This is a genomic window from Longimicrobium sp., from assembly GCF_035474595.1.
Lineage (GTDB): Bacteria > Gemmatimonadota > Gemmatimonadetes > Longimicrobiales > Longimicrobiaceae > Longimicrobium.
Window position 1 is genome coordinate 18,444 of the sequence record NZ_DATIND010000058.1, and the last position, 13,954, is coordinate 32,397.

At 70.5% G+C, this 13,954-nt stretch carries 14 protein-coding genes; 11 read left to right on the forward strand and 3 right to left on the reverse strand.

From position 1 onward, the window contains the following. Nucleotides 1-15: 15 nt before the first annotated feature. The 7 genes from VLK66_RS10470 (at nucleotide 16) to VLK66_RS10500 (ending at nucleotide 6,813) form a co-directional block, all read left to right on the forward strand. Nucleotides 16-759 carry a DUF2071 domain-containing protein gene (locus tag VLK66_RS10470; protein ID WP_325309354.1) on the forward strand — a complete coding sequence of 248 codons (744 nt, stop codon included), beginning with the start codon at nucleotides 16-18 and terminating at the stop codon, nucleotides 757-759. Between the two features lie 137 nt (nucleotides 760-896). Continuing rightward, the gene (locus VLK66_RS10475; RefSeq protein WP_325309355.1) at nucleotides 897-1,328 is read left to right on the forward strand and encodes a hypothetical protein; all 432 of its coding nucleotides are present in this window, start codon (nucleotides 897-899) and stop codon (nucleotides 1,326-1,328) included. Between the two features lie 12 nt (nucleotides 1,329-1,340). Then, nucleotides 1,341-1,757 (forward strand): HEPN domain-containing protein, encoded by a 417-nt coding sequence (locus VLK66_RS10480; RefSeq protein WP_325309356.1) that lies wholly within the window; start codon nucleotides 1,341-1,343, stop codon nucleotides 1,755-1,757. Between the two features lie 57 nt (nucleotides 1,758-1,814). Beyond that, nucleotides 1,815-2,267, forward strand: a complete 453-nt coding sequence (locus VLK66_RS10485; protein ID WP_325309357.1) for a hypothetical protein — start codon at nucleotides 1,815-1,817, stop codon at nucleotides 2,265-2,267. Continuing rightward, nucleotides 2,257-2,673, forward strand: coding sequence for a hypothetical protein (locus VLK66_RS10490; RefSeq protein ID WP_325309358.1), 417 nt, complete (start codon nucleotides 2,257-2,259; stop codon nucleotides 2,671-2,673). The genes VLK66_RS10485 and VLK66_RS10490 overlap by 11 nt, the downstream gene beginning before the upstream one ends. A gap of 109 nt (nucleotides 2,674-2,782) precedes the next feature. Next, nucleotides 2,783-4,849, forward strand: a complete 2,067-nt coding sequence (locus tag VLK66_RS10495; RefSeq protein WP_325309359.1) for a carbon starvation CstA family protein — start codon at nucleotides 2,783-2,785, stop codon at nucleotides 4,847-4,849. A gap of 182 nt (nucleotides 4,850-5,031) precedes the next feature. After that, the gene (locus VLK66_RS10500; RefSeq protein ID WP_325309360.1) at nucleotides 5,032-6,813 is read left to right on the forward strand and encodes a VanW family protein; all 1,782 of its coding nucleotides are present in this window, start codon (nucleotides 5,032-5,034) and stop codon (nucleotides 6,811-6,813) included. A 77-nt stretch (nucleotides 6,814-6,890) separates the two neighbouring features. Here the strand turns inward: VLK66_RS10500 and VLK66_RS10505 are convergent, their stop codons facing one another. The 3 genes from VLK66_RS10505 to VLK66_RS10515 form a co-directional block, all read right to left on the reverse strand. Beyond that, nucleotides 6,891-7,697, reverse strand: coding sequence for a hypothetical protein (locus tag VLK66_RS10505; RefSeq protein ID WP_325309361.1), 807 nt, complete (start codon nucleotides 7,695-7,697; stop codon nucleotides 6,891-6,893). Then, nucleotides 7,697-8,626: a DUF692 domain-containing protein gene (locus VLK66_RS10510; protein ID WP_325309362.1), complete on the reverse strand. Its 930-nt coding sequence runs from the start codon at nucleotides 8,624-8,626 to the stop codon at nucleotides 7,697-7,699. The genes VLK66_RS10505 and VLK66_RS10510 overlap by 1 nt, the downstream gene beginning before the upstream one ends. 73 nt (nucleotides 8,627-8,699) lie before the next feature. Further along, nucleotides 8,700-8,846, reverse strand: a complete 147-nt coding sequence (locus VLK66_RS10515; RefSeq protein WP_325309363.1) for a hypothetical protein — start codon at nucleotides 8,844-8,846, stop codon at nucleotides 8,700-8,702. Nucleotides 8,847-9,257: 411 nt separating this feature from the next. Between VLK66_RS10515 and VLK66_RS10520 the strand changes: the two genes are divergently transcribed. The 4 genes from VLK66_RS10520 (at nucleotide 9,258) to VLK66_RS10535 (ending at nucleotide 13,895) form a co-directional block, all read left to right on the forward strand. Beyond that, complete coding sequence (locus VLK66_RS10520; RefSeq protein ID WP_325309364.1) at nucleotides 9,258-10,736, forward strand: sodium:solute symporter; 1,479 nt, start codon at nucleotides 9,258-9,260, stop codon at nucleotides 10,734-10,736. A 251-nt stretch (nucleotides 10,737-10,987) separates the two neighbouring features. Continuing rightward, nucleotides 10,988-11,803, forward strand: a complete 816-nt coding sequence (locus tag VLK66_RS10525; RefSeq protein ID WP_325309365.1) for an undecaprenyl-diphosphate phosphatase — start codon at nucleotides 10,988-10,990, stop codon at nucleotides 11,801-11,803. Between the two features lie 84 nt (nucleotides 11,804-11,887). Beyond that, entirely contained in the window at nucleotides 11,888-12,073 is a 186-nt protein-coding gene (locus VLK66_RS10530; RefSeq protein WP_325309366.1) for a hypothetical protein, read from the forward strand. Between the two features lie 115 nt (nucleotides 12,074-12,188). After that, a complete protein-coding gene (locus VLK66_RS10535; protein ID WP_325309367.1) occupies nucleotides 12,189-13,895 on the forward strand; it encodes a M28 family peptidase in 1,707 nt (568 codons plus the stop codon). The last annotated feature ends 59 nt before the right edge of the window (nucleotides 13,896-13,954 follow it).

A 13,954-nucleotide genomic window follows, 5' to 3' on the forward strand; every position in this document is an offset into this window, starting at 1 on the left:
CGGCCACATCCCGAGATGACCGATCCACAACCCGCCCCGGCGACCGGCGGCCGCTTCCTGACCGCCGCGTGGCGCACGCTGGTGATGCTGAACTGGGAGGTCGATCCCGGCATCCTGCGCCCGTTCGTGCCGCGTGGGACGGAGCTGGACGCGTGGCAGGGGAAGACGTTCGTGAGCGCGGTGGGTTTCCTCTTCCTCGGGACGCGCGTGCTGGGGATTCCGGTGCCCTTCCACCGCGACTTCGAGGAGGTGAACCTGCGCTTCTACGTGGGCCGGCAGGGGCCGGAGGGGTGGCGCCGCGGTGTCTGCTTTGTCCGCGAGATCGTGCCTCGTTGGGCGATCGCGACGCTCGCGCGCGCCGTCTACAACGAGCGCTACGTGGCCCTTCCCATGCGCCACCGCGTGGAGATCTCGGCGGATGCGGGTGAGGCGGAGTACGCGTGGGCGCTCGGCGGGCGATGGAACACGCTGCGGGCGCGTTTCGCCGGCTCGCCCGCGCCGCTGGTGCCGGGATCGGAGGAGGAGTTCATCACCGAGCACTACTGGGGCTACACCGCGCAGCGCGACGGCGGGACGGTGGAATATCGCGTGGAGCACCCCTCGTGGCGCGTATGGACCGCCTCCGAGGCCGCCCTCGACGCGGACGTCGCCGCGCTCTACGGCGTCGAGTTTTCTCAGGCACTGTCTCAGCCCCCGTCCTCCGCCTTCGTCGCGGACGGCTCGCCCATCGTCGTCCGCCGCCCCCGCCGGGTGGCGTAAATTTGTCCAGCGGTGTCCCTGCGCTGGCGCGTAAGTAGCGCTCTGGCAGCAGGTTGGAAGAATGCTGCGTGCTTGACAGATCGCCCCGCCCGCAGCACTGTTGGCGACCCAACGTTCCACTCCACACGGGAAAGACGATGGTGACGCTCGCGCACTCCACCTCGGGAGAGTTCGGACGGCCGCGCACCGCGACGGCCGGCGCCCGCGCCGCGCTGGAGCGCGCGGTCGATGCCGCCCCGAGCCGCATTCCGCCGCCGCGCGGGTGGCTGCGCCGCCTCTTCGCGCGCGACCGCTCCGCCCGCGCGCTGATCGAGCGCTACCGCCTCTGGCCCGAGATCGAGTACGCGTACGAGCGCATGGCCCAGGAACTCGGTGAGGTTCGCGTGGAGATGTTGGCGCAGGACGATGACGGCGAACCGTACCTGGCGCTGAACTTCCACACTGCCTTGCGGGACGTCGACGAGTTGCTCGATGTGGAGGATCTGGTCCGTGGCGAACTCCGGGCACGCAGGCGGGGGAAGTCGCTCCGCCGGCTGAGCGTGCTCGTTCATCCAGACCCCAGCATGTGAGGACATCCTTCGATGGCGTTTGATCCGGAGCGGTGGCTCGACGTCGCCGAGATCTGCTGCAGCACGATCCCGGGCGTGAGCCGCGAGGCGCTGCTGAGGACGGCGCTGAACCGTGCCTACTACGCGGCACTTCTCGCCCTCAAGCAGCGCATCGAAGCTGTCCAGGGGGTTGGCGCCGTTCCGGCGTGGAGAACGCACGACGCGATCAAGCAGGCCATCCGTATGGGCGGAGATTCGTTCGAAGAGATCCGCAAAGATCTCGAAACCCTGCGGAAGGCACGGGAGCAGGCGGATTACGTTCTCTCGACCGAAGACTTGCAGCGGGACTCGGTGCATCTGTCCGTGACGCGCAGCCGGCGTCTGATCCGCAACCGCATCAAGGCGCTGCCGGAGGCCGAGTTCCGCCGGCTGCGCGTTCCGCGTGGGTGAGTGAGTCCCGGGCGCTCACTTGATCGTGATCCAACCCGCTGAGGCAAGGAAATAACGATGGCCACGCTCGCGCACCCCACATCGGGAGAGTTCGGACGGCCGCGCACCCCGACCGCCATGGCCCGCGAGGCGCTGGAGCGCGCGGTCGATACCGCCCCGAGCCGCATTCCGCCGCCGCGCGGGTGGCTGCGCCGCCTCTTCGCGCGCGACCGCTCCGCCCGCGCGCTGATCGAGCGCTACCGCCTCTGGCCCGAGATCGAGTACGTGCACGAGCGTATCAGCCGCGAGCTTGGCCCTGCACGGGTCGAAGTGACGGCGGAGGACGAGTTCGGCTACCCGTACGTGGCTGTCGACTACTATGTGGCGCCTGGGGCGGGAGACGAACATCTCGATCTGGAGAATGCATTGGGCCGTGAGCTGATCGCGCGGCTCGGCAGCAAACGCTTTGCGCGCCTGCTGGTGGTGATCCATCGGGACTGGAGCAGGAAGACTGGGAACCATGAGCTTTGATCCGGAGAATTGGCTCGGGGTGGCTGAGGTTTGCTGCATCACCGTTCCCGGGACCGATCGGGAGGCGATGCTGAGAACGGCAGTGAACCGCGCGTATTATGCGGCGCTGCTCGCGCTGAAGCAGAGGATCGAAGCGGTACAGGGGCCCGGCGCAGTTCCGCGCGCGGGGACCCACGAGGCTCTCACGCAAGCCGTGAGGGTCGGCGGCTACCAGTTCGAGGAAATCAGCCGCGAACTCGGCAGGCTGCGCCGGGCACGCGAGGGGGCTGATTATGTGCTGGATACTGATCCGCTGCAGTGGACCACCGTTCGCGATTACGTCAAACGGAGCCGCGCGCTCATCCGCAACCGAATCAAGGCGCTGCCGGAGGCCGAGTTCCGCCGGCTGCGCGTGCCGCGGGGGTGACTCCGGATGCGCCGCGGCGCGGCGGCAGTTCCCCATCTGCGCAGATCGTTGTAACATCATGGCCGCCGCGAGTTGAGCGCGGCTCACTCCCCCGCTGAAAATCTCCACGATGCGCAAGCCCCTTTCCCTGGCCGCGTGGGCCGTGGTCGCCGTGCTCGGCGCGTTCTCGCTCGGGCTCATCGCCCTGCACCGCGGCGAGACGATCAACGCCGCGTGGCTGGTGACCGCAGCCGTGTGCACCTACGCGGTGGCGTACCGCTTCTACTCGCGCTTCCTGGCGCGGCGCGTGTTCGGGCTGGACGACCGCCGTGCCACGCCCGCCGAGCGGCTGAACAACGGCGTCGACTTCGTCCCCACCAACCGCTTCGTGCTGTTCGGGCACCACTTCGCGGCCATCGCCGGCGCGGGGCCGCTGGTGGGGCCGGTGCTCGCGGCGCAGTTCGGCTATCTGCCGGGAACGCTCTGGCTGATCATCGGCGTGGTGCTGGCGGGGGCGGTGCAGGACTTCGTCATCCTCTTCTCCTCCATGCGCCGCGACGGCAAGTCGCTGGGGCAGATGGCGCGCGAGGAGATCAACACCGTGGCCGGTTTCACGGCGATGGTGGCGGTGCTGGCCATCATGGGCATCCTCCTGGCCGTGCTGGCGCTGATCGTGGTGAACGCGCTGAAGCACAGCCCCTGGGGGATGTTCACCATCGCCTGCACGGTACCCATCGCGCTGCTGATGGGGTGGTGGATGCACTCGTTCCGCCCGGGGCGCGTGGGCGAGGCGTCGGCCATCGGCGTGGTGCTCGTCCTGGCGGCCACGGTCGGGGGGAAGTGGGTGGCGGAGAACCCCGCCCTCGCTGCGATGTTCACGGTGGAGGGGAAGACGCTGGTCTGGCTGCTGATGGGCTACGGCTTCATCGCCTCCGTCCTTCCCGTCTGGGTGCTCCTCTGCCCGCGCGACTACCTCTCCACCTTCCTGAAGATCGGGACCATCCTGGCGCTCGCGGCCGGCATCCTCATCACGTTGCCGACCATGCACATGCCCGCGCTGACGCAGTTCATCGACGGCACCGGGCCGGTGTTCGCCGGGAAGCTCTTCCCCTTCGCCTTCATCACCGTGGCGTGCGGGGCGATCAGCGGCTTCCACGCGCTGGTGGCCTCGGGGACCACGCCGAAGATGCTGGTGCGCGAGGGCGACGCGCGCGTGGTGGGGTACGGCGCGATGCTGATGGAGAGCTTCGTGGGGGTGATGGCGATGGTGGCCGCGGGGATCCTGCAGCCGGGCGTGTACTTCGCCATCAACTCGCCCGCGGGCGTGGTGGGCGGCACGCTGGCCGAGGCGACGCGCACCATCGCCGCGTGGGGATTCGTGGTCTCGCCCGGCGACATGCAGGCACTGGCGCGGCAGGTGGGCGAGCAGACGCTGCTGGCGCGCACCGGCGGCGCGCCATCGCTCGCGGTGGGGATGGCGCAGATCTTCTCGGGGGTGTTCGGCGGCGGGACGCTGGTGGCCGTGTGGTACCACTTCGCCATCATGTTCGAGGCGCTGTTCATCCTCACCACCATCGACACGGGGACGCGCGTCGGGCGCTTCATGCTGCAGGAGCTGCTGGGGCACGCGTGGAAGCCGCTGGGGCGCACCTCGTGGTACCCGTCGGTGGTGCTCAGCAGCGGGCTGATGGTGGCGTTCTGGGGATACTTCCTCTACCAGGGCGTGGTCGATCCGCTGGGCGGGATCAACTCGCTCTGGCCGCTCTTCGGCATCTCCAACCAGCTGCTGGCGGCCATCGCGCTGTGCGTGGGGACCACGGTGCTGATCAAGATGGGGAAGGCGCGCTTCAGCTGGGTCACCCTGGGGCCGCTGGCCTGGCTCAGCGCGGTGAACTTCACCGCGGGATGGGAGAAGGTGTTCTCGGCCGATCCCAAGCTCGGCTTCTTCGCGCACGCGGGGATGATCCAGGCCAAGCTCGCGAGCGGCGCCCTTCCCGCGGGTGCGAAGACGGTCGGCGACGCGCACCGGATGCTCTTCAACGACCGGCTGGACGCCGTAGTGACCCTCGCCTTCATGGCGGTGGTGGTGATGGTTCTCGTCGCCTCGATCGCGCAGTGGGTGCTGATCCTCTCCCGCCGCCGCCCCGCGGTGCTCACCGAGACGCCGTTCGTCGCCAGCGCCTTCGCGGGCGATTAGCTGGTAATCAGCGGGATATCCCTCAATCATTCGGCATGGAGATGGGGAACGCCGCCGCCGCGATCGCGCGCTCGCCATCTCCCCTGCACGCCGAATCTTCTCCCGGCGCGGGATCGTAATTACGGTTGTGGATGTGTGACCGTATCGATGCCGCGCCGGATCTTGTGAATACGCCGATTCTCTTGCCTTCTCCCGACATCTCCCAGCCTCATCACGGCGTTCCGCACTCGCGCACCGGGGCGCTCGTGTTCCGCGCGAAGGCGGCGGGGCTCCGCCTCCGGCGCACGGCGGGCGACCTGCTGCGCGGCCCGCGGCGGCATCCGCGCGCCGCCGCGCCGTGCGACGCGCCGGTGCTGGCCGAGTCCGCGACGCCGCTGTGGACAAATGCCGGGCCGGGCGAGCTCGCGCTGGTCGCGGGGAAGGTGCACAACCTCCGGCTGGCGGCGCGCCGCATCGACGGGGTGGAGCTCCCCGCGGGCGCGGTGTTCGGCTTCTGGGCGCAGGTCGGCCGGGCGTCGCGGCTGCGCGGGTTCGTGGCGGGGCGCGAGCTGCGCGAGGGGTGCCTGATTCCCTCGGTGGGCGGCGGGCTCTGCCAGCTTTCGAGCGCGCTGTACGACGCCGCGCTGCGGGCCGGCTGCGAGATCGTGGAGCGGCACGCGCACACCCGCGTGGTCCCCGGCTCGGCGGCGGAGCTGGGGCGCGACGCCACCGTCTTCTGGAACTACGTGGACCTGCGCTTCCGCGCGCCGCGGCCGCTGCGCATCGAGGCGCGGATGGACGACCGCACGCTCACGGTGCGCCTGCGCGGCCCGCGCGCGGCCGAACCCGTGCGCTCGCCGGACGCGCCCTTGCGCGTGCTGCGGGTGCTGGGCGCTCCGCCGCGGAGCTGTCCGAGCTGCGGCGAGGCCGCGTGCTTCCGCCATCGCCCCGTGCCGCTGGAGTTCGCCGGGCGCACGGCGCACCTGCTGGACGAATGGTCGCCGGAGATCGACGGCTACCTGGCGGGCATCCGCCGCGACGGCGATGTGATGGGGATTCCGCTGGACGGCCGGCGGTTCCGCAAGCCGGCGTACGCGTGGACGACCGGCGGCGCAGCGCGCGTGCGGCAGAGCTGGCGCGTGGTGCTGGCGCGGTCGTGGCGCTCGCGGCGGCTGGCGGCGCAGGGCGCCGCGCGGCAGCGGGCGCTCCTCGACTCCGCGGCGGCGCTCGCGGAGAGCTACGCGCCGCTCCTCGGCTGGGACGTGACGCACGTGGTGGTCGCGCAGAACCTGCTGCCGTTCCTCTGGCGAAGCGGGCACCTGGGCGGCCGCACCTTCGACGTGCTGATGACCGCGCCGCCGATGGCCGAGCTGCACGCCCGGCTGGACGTCGCCGCCCGCCTGCACCCCGCGAGCCCCACGCTGGCCGACTTCCGCGCCGACGAGGCGCTGCTGCACGACGAGGCCGAGGCGCTCGTCCACGCGCGGCGGATCGTGACGCCGCACCGGGATGTCGCCGCGCTCTTCCCCGGACGGGCCGAGGTGCTGGACTGGGCTCGCCCGGCACCAAAGCGCGTGCGACAGAACGCAGGGACGCGCCCGCGAATCGTCTTCCCCGGCCCCACCGCGGGGCGAAAGGGCGCATACGAGCTGCGCGAGGCGCTGGCGGGCATGGACGTGGAACTGGTGGCGATGGGATCGATGCTGGAAGGCGCCGGCTTCTGGGACGGGATTCGCCTCGCGCCGGCGGAGGCGCAGTGGCTCGACGGCGCGGACCTCGTCGTCCTCCCCGCGTTCGTGGAGAACCGGCCGCGCAGGCTGCTGCAGGCGCTCGCGAGCGGCGTCCCCGTGATCGCCACGCCCGCGTGCGGCCTGGGAGCGGAAGACGGCCTCACGCTCGTCCCCGCGGGCGATGCAGGCGCCTTGCGAGAAGCAATCGTCGATGTGCTCGCCGCCCGATCATCCAACTTCGTTCAAATCGGCTGAAAAACTGAGCGCCGGCGGCTGATCATCAGCCGCCGGCGCCTGTCGCCTTGAATCCACCATCTTCCAGTCTCTCCCATTCAGCGCGCGGCGAGGAGTTCTCCGGCCGCGCGCCCGTTCGCGTCCGTCTCGGCGTCTGGACCGACGCGCACCAGCAGCCCCGCCGCGGCCAACTCCTCCCGCTCGTGCGCGACTGGATCTTCCCCCGCGGCAGCCGCGATCATCGCGCGGGCGAGGCGGGCGTCCAGCGGGCGCTCGTGGTACGCGCCGTCGCGGCGGTCGAGGAGGAGATGGTACTCGCCCTCGGGGACGTCGTCGAACGGAGGTTTGCGCTTCGCGGCGAGATGCGGGAGCAGCACCGCAGGATCGTGCGCGAACGCGGCGACGCGGACGAGCGGATGCGGCGCGAACGGAGTTTCCGCATCGCCCGTCTCCACCTGCTGTTCGAGGAGGCCCGGCTGCGGCGCGGCGGCCAGTTCGTAGCGCATCATCTCGAAATCCACCACCTCGCGCAGGTACGGCGACGCGAGGCGGCCGCTGGCGACAGCGGCGCGGATGAAGCCGGCGAAGCGCTCGGCCTCGCGGCGCATGTTGCGGTCGGGGGGATGCGCCGCCCAGAACTCGTCGGCCACGGCGCGCGCCTCGCCGCCCAGCAGGTGCACGGTGCCGGGGAGGATGGCCACCAGCGTGGTGATGCGGTTGTAGCGGTAGAGCGAGCAGTTCACTCGCATCCCGCGCTGCCCCGCGGCCGCGGCCAGGCGCCGCCGCTCGAGCGGCGTCAGCTCGTAACCGGCCAGCGCCGCGTCGGGGTCCGCCGCCACGCGCGCGCAGAAGGCGTGCGACGCCGTCATGTCGGCCAAGGCCAGCTGGAACGCGAGGAGCGACATCAGCTTGCGCGGTGCTGGTTCCAGACCTCGCGGGCGGTGCGCAGCTCGCGCAGCACTCCCTCGGCGCCCATCATCGGGAACCATCCCTCGTGGAACTCGAAGGTGATGGCGCACAGGTTGGGACAGGCCGCGACCACTTCCGGCAGCAGCTCCCACACGGCCCGCGCCACCGGCCCCGCGTGCGAGTCGGTGTACAGCCCCTCCATCTCGCTCCCGCCCGCGATGTGCAACTCCACCACCGGCTCCAGGTCCAGCGCGAAGATGAAGGCGCGCGGGTCGAAGCCGTGGTTGGTGGCGTTCACCACCACGTTGTGCACGTCCAGCAGAAGCCCGCACCCGGTGCGCGCGGCCAGCGCGTTCAGGAACTCGGGCTCCGTCATCTCCTGCTCGGGGAGATCGACGTAGTACACGTTGTTCTCCAGCAGGAAGGGCACGGGGATGCGCGCCTGCACCTGCTCCACCCGCTCCACCATCATCTCCAGCACCTCGCGGTCGTACGGCACCGCCAGCGCCATGCTGGCCGACAGTTCGGTGTGCGCGTCCACGCCGGGAAGGCGGATGAAGGAGAGATGGTCGCTGTGCCACGGCATGCGGTAGCGCTCCTGCCACCGCGCGACCTGCTCCACGTGGCCCGTATCGAGCGGGTCCGCGCTCCCGATGGACAGCCCCACGCTGTGCCCGACGATCGTCAGCCGTTCGGCCGCGCCGTTGAGGATGCGCACCTGCTCCTCGCTCTCCACGAACCGCGCCGGTGCCGCCGCGCCTTCGTCCGACCATGCGCGGTCGGGGATGATGGCCAGGTAGTCCAGCTCGGCCGCGTGCTCCCGCACGAACGCCTGCAGCGACGGGTTGTACAGCACGCCCACGCCCAGCCGGGGAAGCCCGGCCAGGCGCGCGGCGGACGGGAGATGGAGTTCGGAAACGCTCATCGCACTCTACTGCGCGGGTGATGCGGGAAGTACCGCTTCCGGGCGGGCGAACCGCCCGGAAGCGGCGGCCGGGTCAGCCCTCGGCCGCGGGAACCGCGGTGATCTCCAGGATCGGATCGTTCGGGTCCGTCGGGCCGGTGCCGGACAGGCAGGCCGGGCAGTACGTCGGCGGATACGGCTCCTTGGTGATGGGATAGGTCGGCTCGGTGGTCGTGGCCATGAGGTGCTCCGTGTGGATGTGGGTTCCGGGGGAGTGAAGAGCACGGAGTCCGTCCCGGATCGGGCTCCTTGCACGCGATGTGATCTGCTGATGACGAAAAAGGCGCGGAGTGGGGATGGAGATTCGCGCCCCGGTTTCGCCGGGCCAGCAATGATAACCGTGCGCGCCCGAATGCCGCAACGAGCAAATGGCGGTAAACGTCAGTGTATCTCCGGCCCGCATCGCTCGCGCCGCTCCGGGCGAGCGGCGTCGAAACGCCAGCCCCGCGGCGGCGCTATTCATCGGATCCCTCTATCGAACCCGGCGGGCCGGGTGGCGAATCCCCGCTGGTTGCACCGGCGCGTGCGGTATGATCTATTCCGCCTTTCATCCCCCGCTCGCGCCTGATCTCCGCACCCGCACCGCTTCGGCATGCACGCCTTCACCGCGCTCGACTGGGCCGTCCTGCTCGCATACCTGGTCGGCGTCACCGCGATGGGAACGCTGCTGGGGCGGCGGCAGAAGGACGCGCGCGACTACTTCCTGGCCGACCGCACCATCCCGTGGTGGGCGATCTGCTTCTCGGTCGTCGCGACGGAGACGAGCGCGCTGACCTTCATCAGCGTGCCGGCGACGGCGTATGCGAGCGACTTCTGGATGCTGCAGCTCGCGGCCGGCTACGTGATCGGCCGCGTCGCCGTCTCGGTCCTGCTGCTGCCGGGCTACTTCCGCGGCGAGACGCTGACCGCGTACGCGCTGCTGGAGCGCCGCTTCGGGCCGGGGACGCGCCGCTTCGCCTCGGTGGTCTTCCTGGTCACGCGCGTGCTGGCCGACGGGGTGCGCGTGTTCGCCACCGCCATCCCCATCCGCCTGATCACCGGGCTGCCGTACTGGGAGGCCATCCTGCTCACGGGCGTCTTCACCGCCGTGTACACCTGGTACGGCGGGCTGCGCGCGGTGGTGTGGGTGGACGTGGTGCAGCTCTTCGTCTACCTGTTCGGGGGACTGGCGGCGCTGTGGGTGCTGGCGCGGCTGGTGCCGGGGGGATGGGGCGGGATCGTGCACGCCGCGCCGGGGAAGATGCGGATCGTGCACCTGGAGGGCGGATTCCGCAGCCCCGGGTGGGTACTGACGGGCGTGGTGGGCGGCACCTTCCTGTCGATGGCGTCGCACGGCGTGGACCACATCATCGTGCAGCGGCTGCTGGCGTCGCGCTCGCTGCGGGACGCGCGCAGGGCGCTGGTGGCGAGCGGCGTGGTCGTCTTCCTCCAGTTCGCCCTGTTCCTGAGCGTGGGGACGGGGCTCTTCGTGTTCTATCGCGGACGGAGATTCGCTGCGCCGGACGAGATCTTCCCCACCTTCATCGTGGAGCAGCTGCCGCCGGGGGTGACCGGCCTGGTGATCGCCGCGATCCTGGCGGCGGCGATGAGCACCATCTCCAGCTCGCTGAACTCGCTGGCCAGCGCGGCCACGCACGACCTTTACGCGCCGCTGACGGGGCGGACCGGCGAGGCGCACCTGATGCGCGTGGGGCGGATGCTGACGCTGGGGTGGGCGGTGGTGCTCATCGGCGCGGCGATGCTCTTCCAGCTGGCGCAGCAGGGGACGCCGGTGGTGGTGATCGCGCTGCAGATCGCCAGCTTCACCTACGGCGGGCTGCTGGGCGGCTTCCTGCTGGGGCTGGTTTCGAGGCGCGCCGCGGCTGCCGACGCGGTGGCGGGCATGGCGGTTGCCATCGCGCTGATGGCGGCTCTCTGGGCGGCGCAACAGTACGGCGTGGTCCCGAAGGTGATCGACAGCCTGTGGTTCGCGCTGCTGGGCTCGGCGGTGACGGTGGGGATCGGGTGCGCGCTGGCGGCGGTGCGGGGGCGCGCAGCGGCGCCGGGTCCTGGTGACGAGCCCGCGCGGTAGATGGATTCCGGCGTGGGGCGGGCGAATGAATTCGCGGCAACAACCGCACAAAGTCCCTGCGGGACTGCGGCCGCGTCATCGGGGCGGTGCGATGGGCATCCTGCCCGCCACGCCAGCCTTCGTCGCAACGCCACGAAGTAGGGGGGCCGGCGGGGGCAGGGCTCGCGCGCAACGGTCAGGGACACGCCCACATCCGCAGCCAGCATCTGCGGTTCATCTGAAACGATTTACGAAGAGAACGGACGGGCGCGGTGGATCCGATCCTGTTGGCCAAGGCGGCGGTGATGGGGCTGGTGGAGGGGGCGACGGAGTTCATCCCCGTTTCGTCGACCGGGCACCTGATCATCGCGGGCCGGTTCCTGGGCTTCGACGCATGGCACGGCGCGAAGACCTTCGACGTGTTCATCCAGCTGGGCGCCATCCTGGCGGTGGTCTGGCTGTACCGCGCGAAGATCGTGAACGTGCTGCGCACCGCGCCCGGCGACCGGAAGTCGCGGCGGCTCATCCTGAACCTGGTCATCGCCTTCCTTCCCGCGGCGATCGTGGGGTTCCTGGCGAACGACTTCATCGAGGAGAAGCTGTTCAACCCCGTCACGGTGGCCATCGCGCTGGTGGCCGGCGGCATCGTCATCCTGCTGATCGAGGGGTGGCACCGGCGCGTGCGCACCGAGACCGTGGACGACGTGACGCCGAAGGAGGCGCTGGGCGTGGGGCTGGCGCAGCTGCTGGCGCTGGTGCCGGGGACGTCGCGGTCGGGCGCCACCATCATGGGCGGCATCGGGCTGGGGTTGAGCCGCGTGGCGGCCACCGAGTTCAGCTTCTTCCTCGCCATCCCGGTGATGTTCGCGGCCACGCTGTACTCGCTGTGGAAGGCGCGCCACGGGCTCTCGGCCGCGGACGCGCCGGTGTTCGCCGTCGGCTTCGTGGTGTCGTTCGTCTCCGCGCTGCTGGTGATCCGGTGGCTGCTGCGCTTCGTGGCGAACAACAGCTTCCGCGGCTTCGCCTGGTACCGCATCGTCTTCGGGCTGATCCTGCTGGGGCTGTACTTCACCGTGCTGCGGGGGTAGGCGATCGCGGACCTGTACGGAGGGGAATTCTGGTTACTTGTTTGTGGATCAGGATTCTCGATACCGTAACCGTGGAGGGTCGGCATGAGCAGGGAATTCGTATTCGCACGGCCGTCCGAGGAGACGCAGCTTCGCGTCAGGGATCTGATGCACCACGAGAAGACGGTAGGGCTGACTCGGGATGAAACCGCTGAGCGCGATGGCTATCTGGAGATGGAGCACCAGATGAGGATCGCCAAGGCCCGCGCGCGGCAGAAACATGCGGGTTGACGAGAGCCAGATCGAAACACGAGCGCCGCGGATCGAGATTCCGCGGCGCTCCCGTTTTTTGCATCCCCCGCTCACGCCCACTCCTCATCCCACCGCCGCGCTGCCGGAGGATCACGTGAATCGACGCACGTCCGCCATTCCGCTCATCATCTTCGCCCTGGCTCTATCGGCCAGTTCTGCACAGTCTCAGGCGCGGGCGACGTCGGCGGCCACGCAGCCCGGGGTGGCGCGGGCGGAGCAGAGGATCACGGGAGATGGGCTGCTGGCGCACATCCGGGTGCTGGCGTCGGACCGGTTCGAGGGGCGGGGGCCGGGGACGCGGGGCGAGGATTCCACCATCGCCTACCTGAGCGACCAGTTCCGGCGGATGGGGCTGCGGCCCGGCAACCCCGACGGCAGCTACGTGCAGATGGTGCCGCTCGTCGGCAGCACGTCAGCCGTGACGGCGTCGGTCACCACGCGTGGCGGGCAGACGCAGGCGCTCCGGCAGCCGGACGACTACGTCGCCTGGTCGATGCGGCCCGATCCGCTCGTCAGCGTCTCCAATTCCGACATCGTGTTCGTGGGATACGGAGTCGTGGCGCCGGAGTTCGGGTGGGACGACTTCAAGGGCGTGGACGTGCGCGGGAAGACGGTGGTGATGCTGGTGGGCGACCCGCCCGTCCCCGATCCGCGCGACCCGTCACGGCTCGATCCGCGCACCTTCCGCGGTCCGGCGATGACGTACTACGGGCGCTGGACGTACAAGTACGAGATCGCGGCCGAGCGGGGCGCGGCGGCGTGCATCATCGTCCACCAGACCGGGCCGGCGGGGTACGCGTGGGGCGTGGTGGCGTCGAACACCGGCCGCGAGCGCTTCGACATCCAGGGCGCCGGCGCGCGCCACATCCCCATCGAGGGGTGGATCCAGCTGGACGTGGCGAAGCGGCTGTTCGCGGCCGCCGGGCAGGACTTCGACGCGCTGCAGCGCGCGGCGGGAACGCGAGCCTTCCGCCCCGTGCCGCTCGGCGCGACGGCGAGCTTCACCGTGCGCAACGCGCTGCGCGAGGTCCGCTCGCGCAACGTGGTCGCGCGGCTGGACGGCAGCGACCCCGTGCGCCGCGGCGAGTACCTGCTGTACACCGCGCACTGGGACCACTTCGGGATCGGGCGGACGATCGGCGGCGACTCGATCTACAACGGCGCGCTGGACAACGCGGCGGGGGTGGCGTGGCTGCTGGAGACGGCGCGCGCGTACCGGGCGCTGCCCCGCGCGCCGCGGCGGACCGTGGTCTTCATGGCGGTGACGGCGGAGGAGCAGGGGCTGCTGGGCGCGCGCTGGTACGCCGCGCACCCGCTGTATCCGCTCGCCAGGACGCTGGCGGACATCAACATGGACATCCCCAACCCGTGGGGACGCTCGCGCTCCATCGTGAGCGTGAGCCACGGCCAGAGCACGCTGGAGAACCTCCTCGCCCGCCAGGCGGCGCGCGTGGGACGGGTCGTGAAGCCCGATCCGGAGCCGGAGAAGGGCTACTTCTACCGCTCGGACCACTTCGAGCTGTCGCGTCAGGGCGTTCCCGCGCTGGCGTTCCTATTCCCCGGCGCGGACTACATCGGCCAGCCGGCGGACTACGGCACCCGCGTCCGCGCGAACTACGTCGCCAACGACTACCACAAGCCGACCGACGAGGTGAAGCCGGACTGGGACCTCACCGGGATGGTGGACGACACGCGCCTGCTCTTCCGCGTGGGGCTGGACGTGGCGAACGGCTCCGCGTGGCCGCAGTGGAACCCCGGCACCGAGTTCCGCGCCGCCCGCGAGCGAATGCTGGGGAGGTAGGGGACAGGGGACAGGGGGACAGGGAAACGGCGGGGGCCGGCGCATCGCGGATGCGCCGG

Bases quoted from the DNA above. Each gene is read 5' to 3' on its own strand.
- VLK66_RS10520 (WP_325309364.1), top strand. From the start codon at position 9,258: ATGCACGCCTTCACCGCGCTCGACTGGGCCGTCCTGCTCGCATACCTG.
- VLK66_RS10480 (WP_325309356.1), top strand. From the start codon at position 1,341: ATGGCGTTTGATCCGGAGCGGTGGCTCGACGTCGCCGAGATCTGCTGC.
- VLK66_RS10485 (WP_325309357.1), top strand. From the start codon at position 1,815: ATGGCCACGCTCGCGCACCCCACATCGGGAGAGTTCGGACGGCCGCGC.
- VLK66_RS10495 (WP_325309359.1), top strand. From the start codon at position 2,783: ATGCGCAAGCCCCTTTCCCTGGCCGCGTGGGCCGTGGTCGCCGTGCTC.
- VLK66_RS10475 (WP_325309355.1), top strand. From the start codon at position 897: ATGGTGACGCTCGCGCACTCCACCTCGGGAGAGTTCGGACGGCCGCGC.
- VLK66_RS10530 (WP_325309366.1), top strand. From the start codon at position 11,888: ATGAGCAGGGAATTCGTATTCGCACGGCCGTCCGAGGAGACGCAGCTT.
- VLK66_RS10490 (WP_325309358.1), top strand. From the start codon at position 2,257: ATGAGCTTTGATCCGGAGAATTGGCTCGGGGTGGCTGAGGTTTGCTGC.
- VLK66_RS10515 (WP_325309363.1), bottom strand. From the start codon at position 8,846: ATGGCCACGACCACCGAGCCGACCTATCCCATCACCAAGGAGCCGTAT.
- VLK66_RS10470 (WP_325309354.1), top strand. From the start codon at position 16: ATGACCGATCCACAACCCGCCCCGGCGACCGGCGGCCGCTTCCTGACC.
- VLK66_RS10510 (WP_325309362.1), bottom strand. From the start codon at position 8,626: ATGAGCGTTTCCGAACTCCATCTCCCGTCCGCCGCGCGCCTGGCCGGG.
- VLK66_RS10505 (WP_325309361.1), bottom strand. From the start codon at position 7,697: ATGTCGCTCCTCGCGTTCCAGCTGGCCTTGGCCGACATGACGGCGTCG.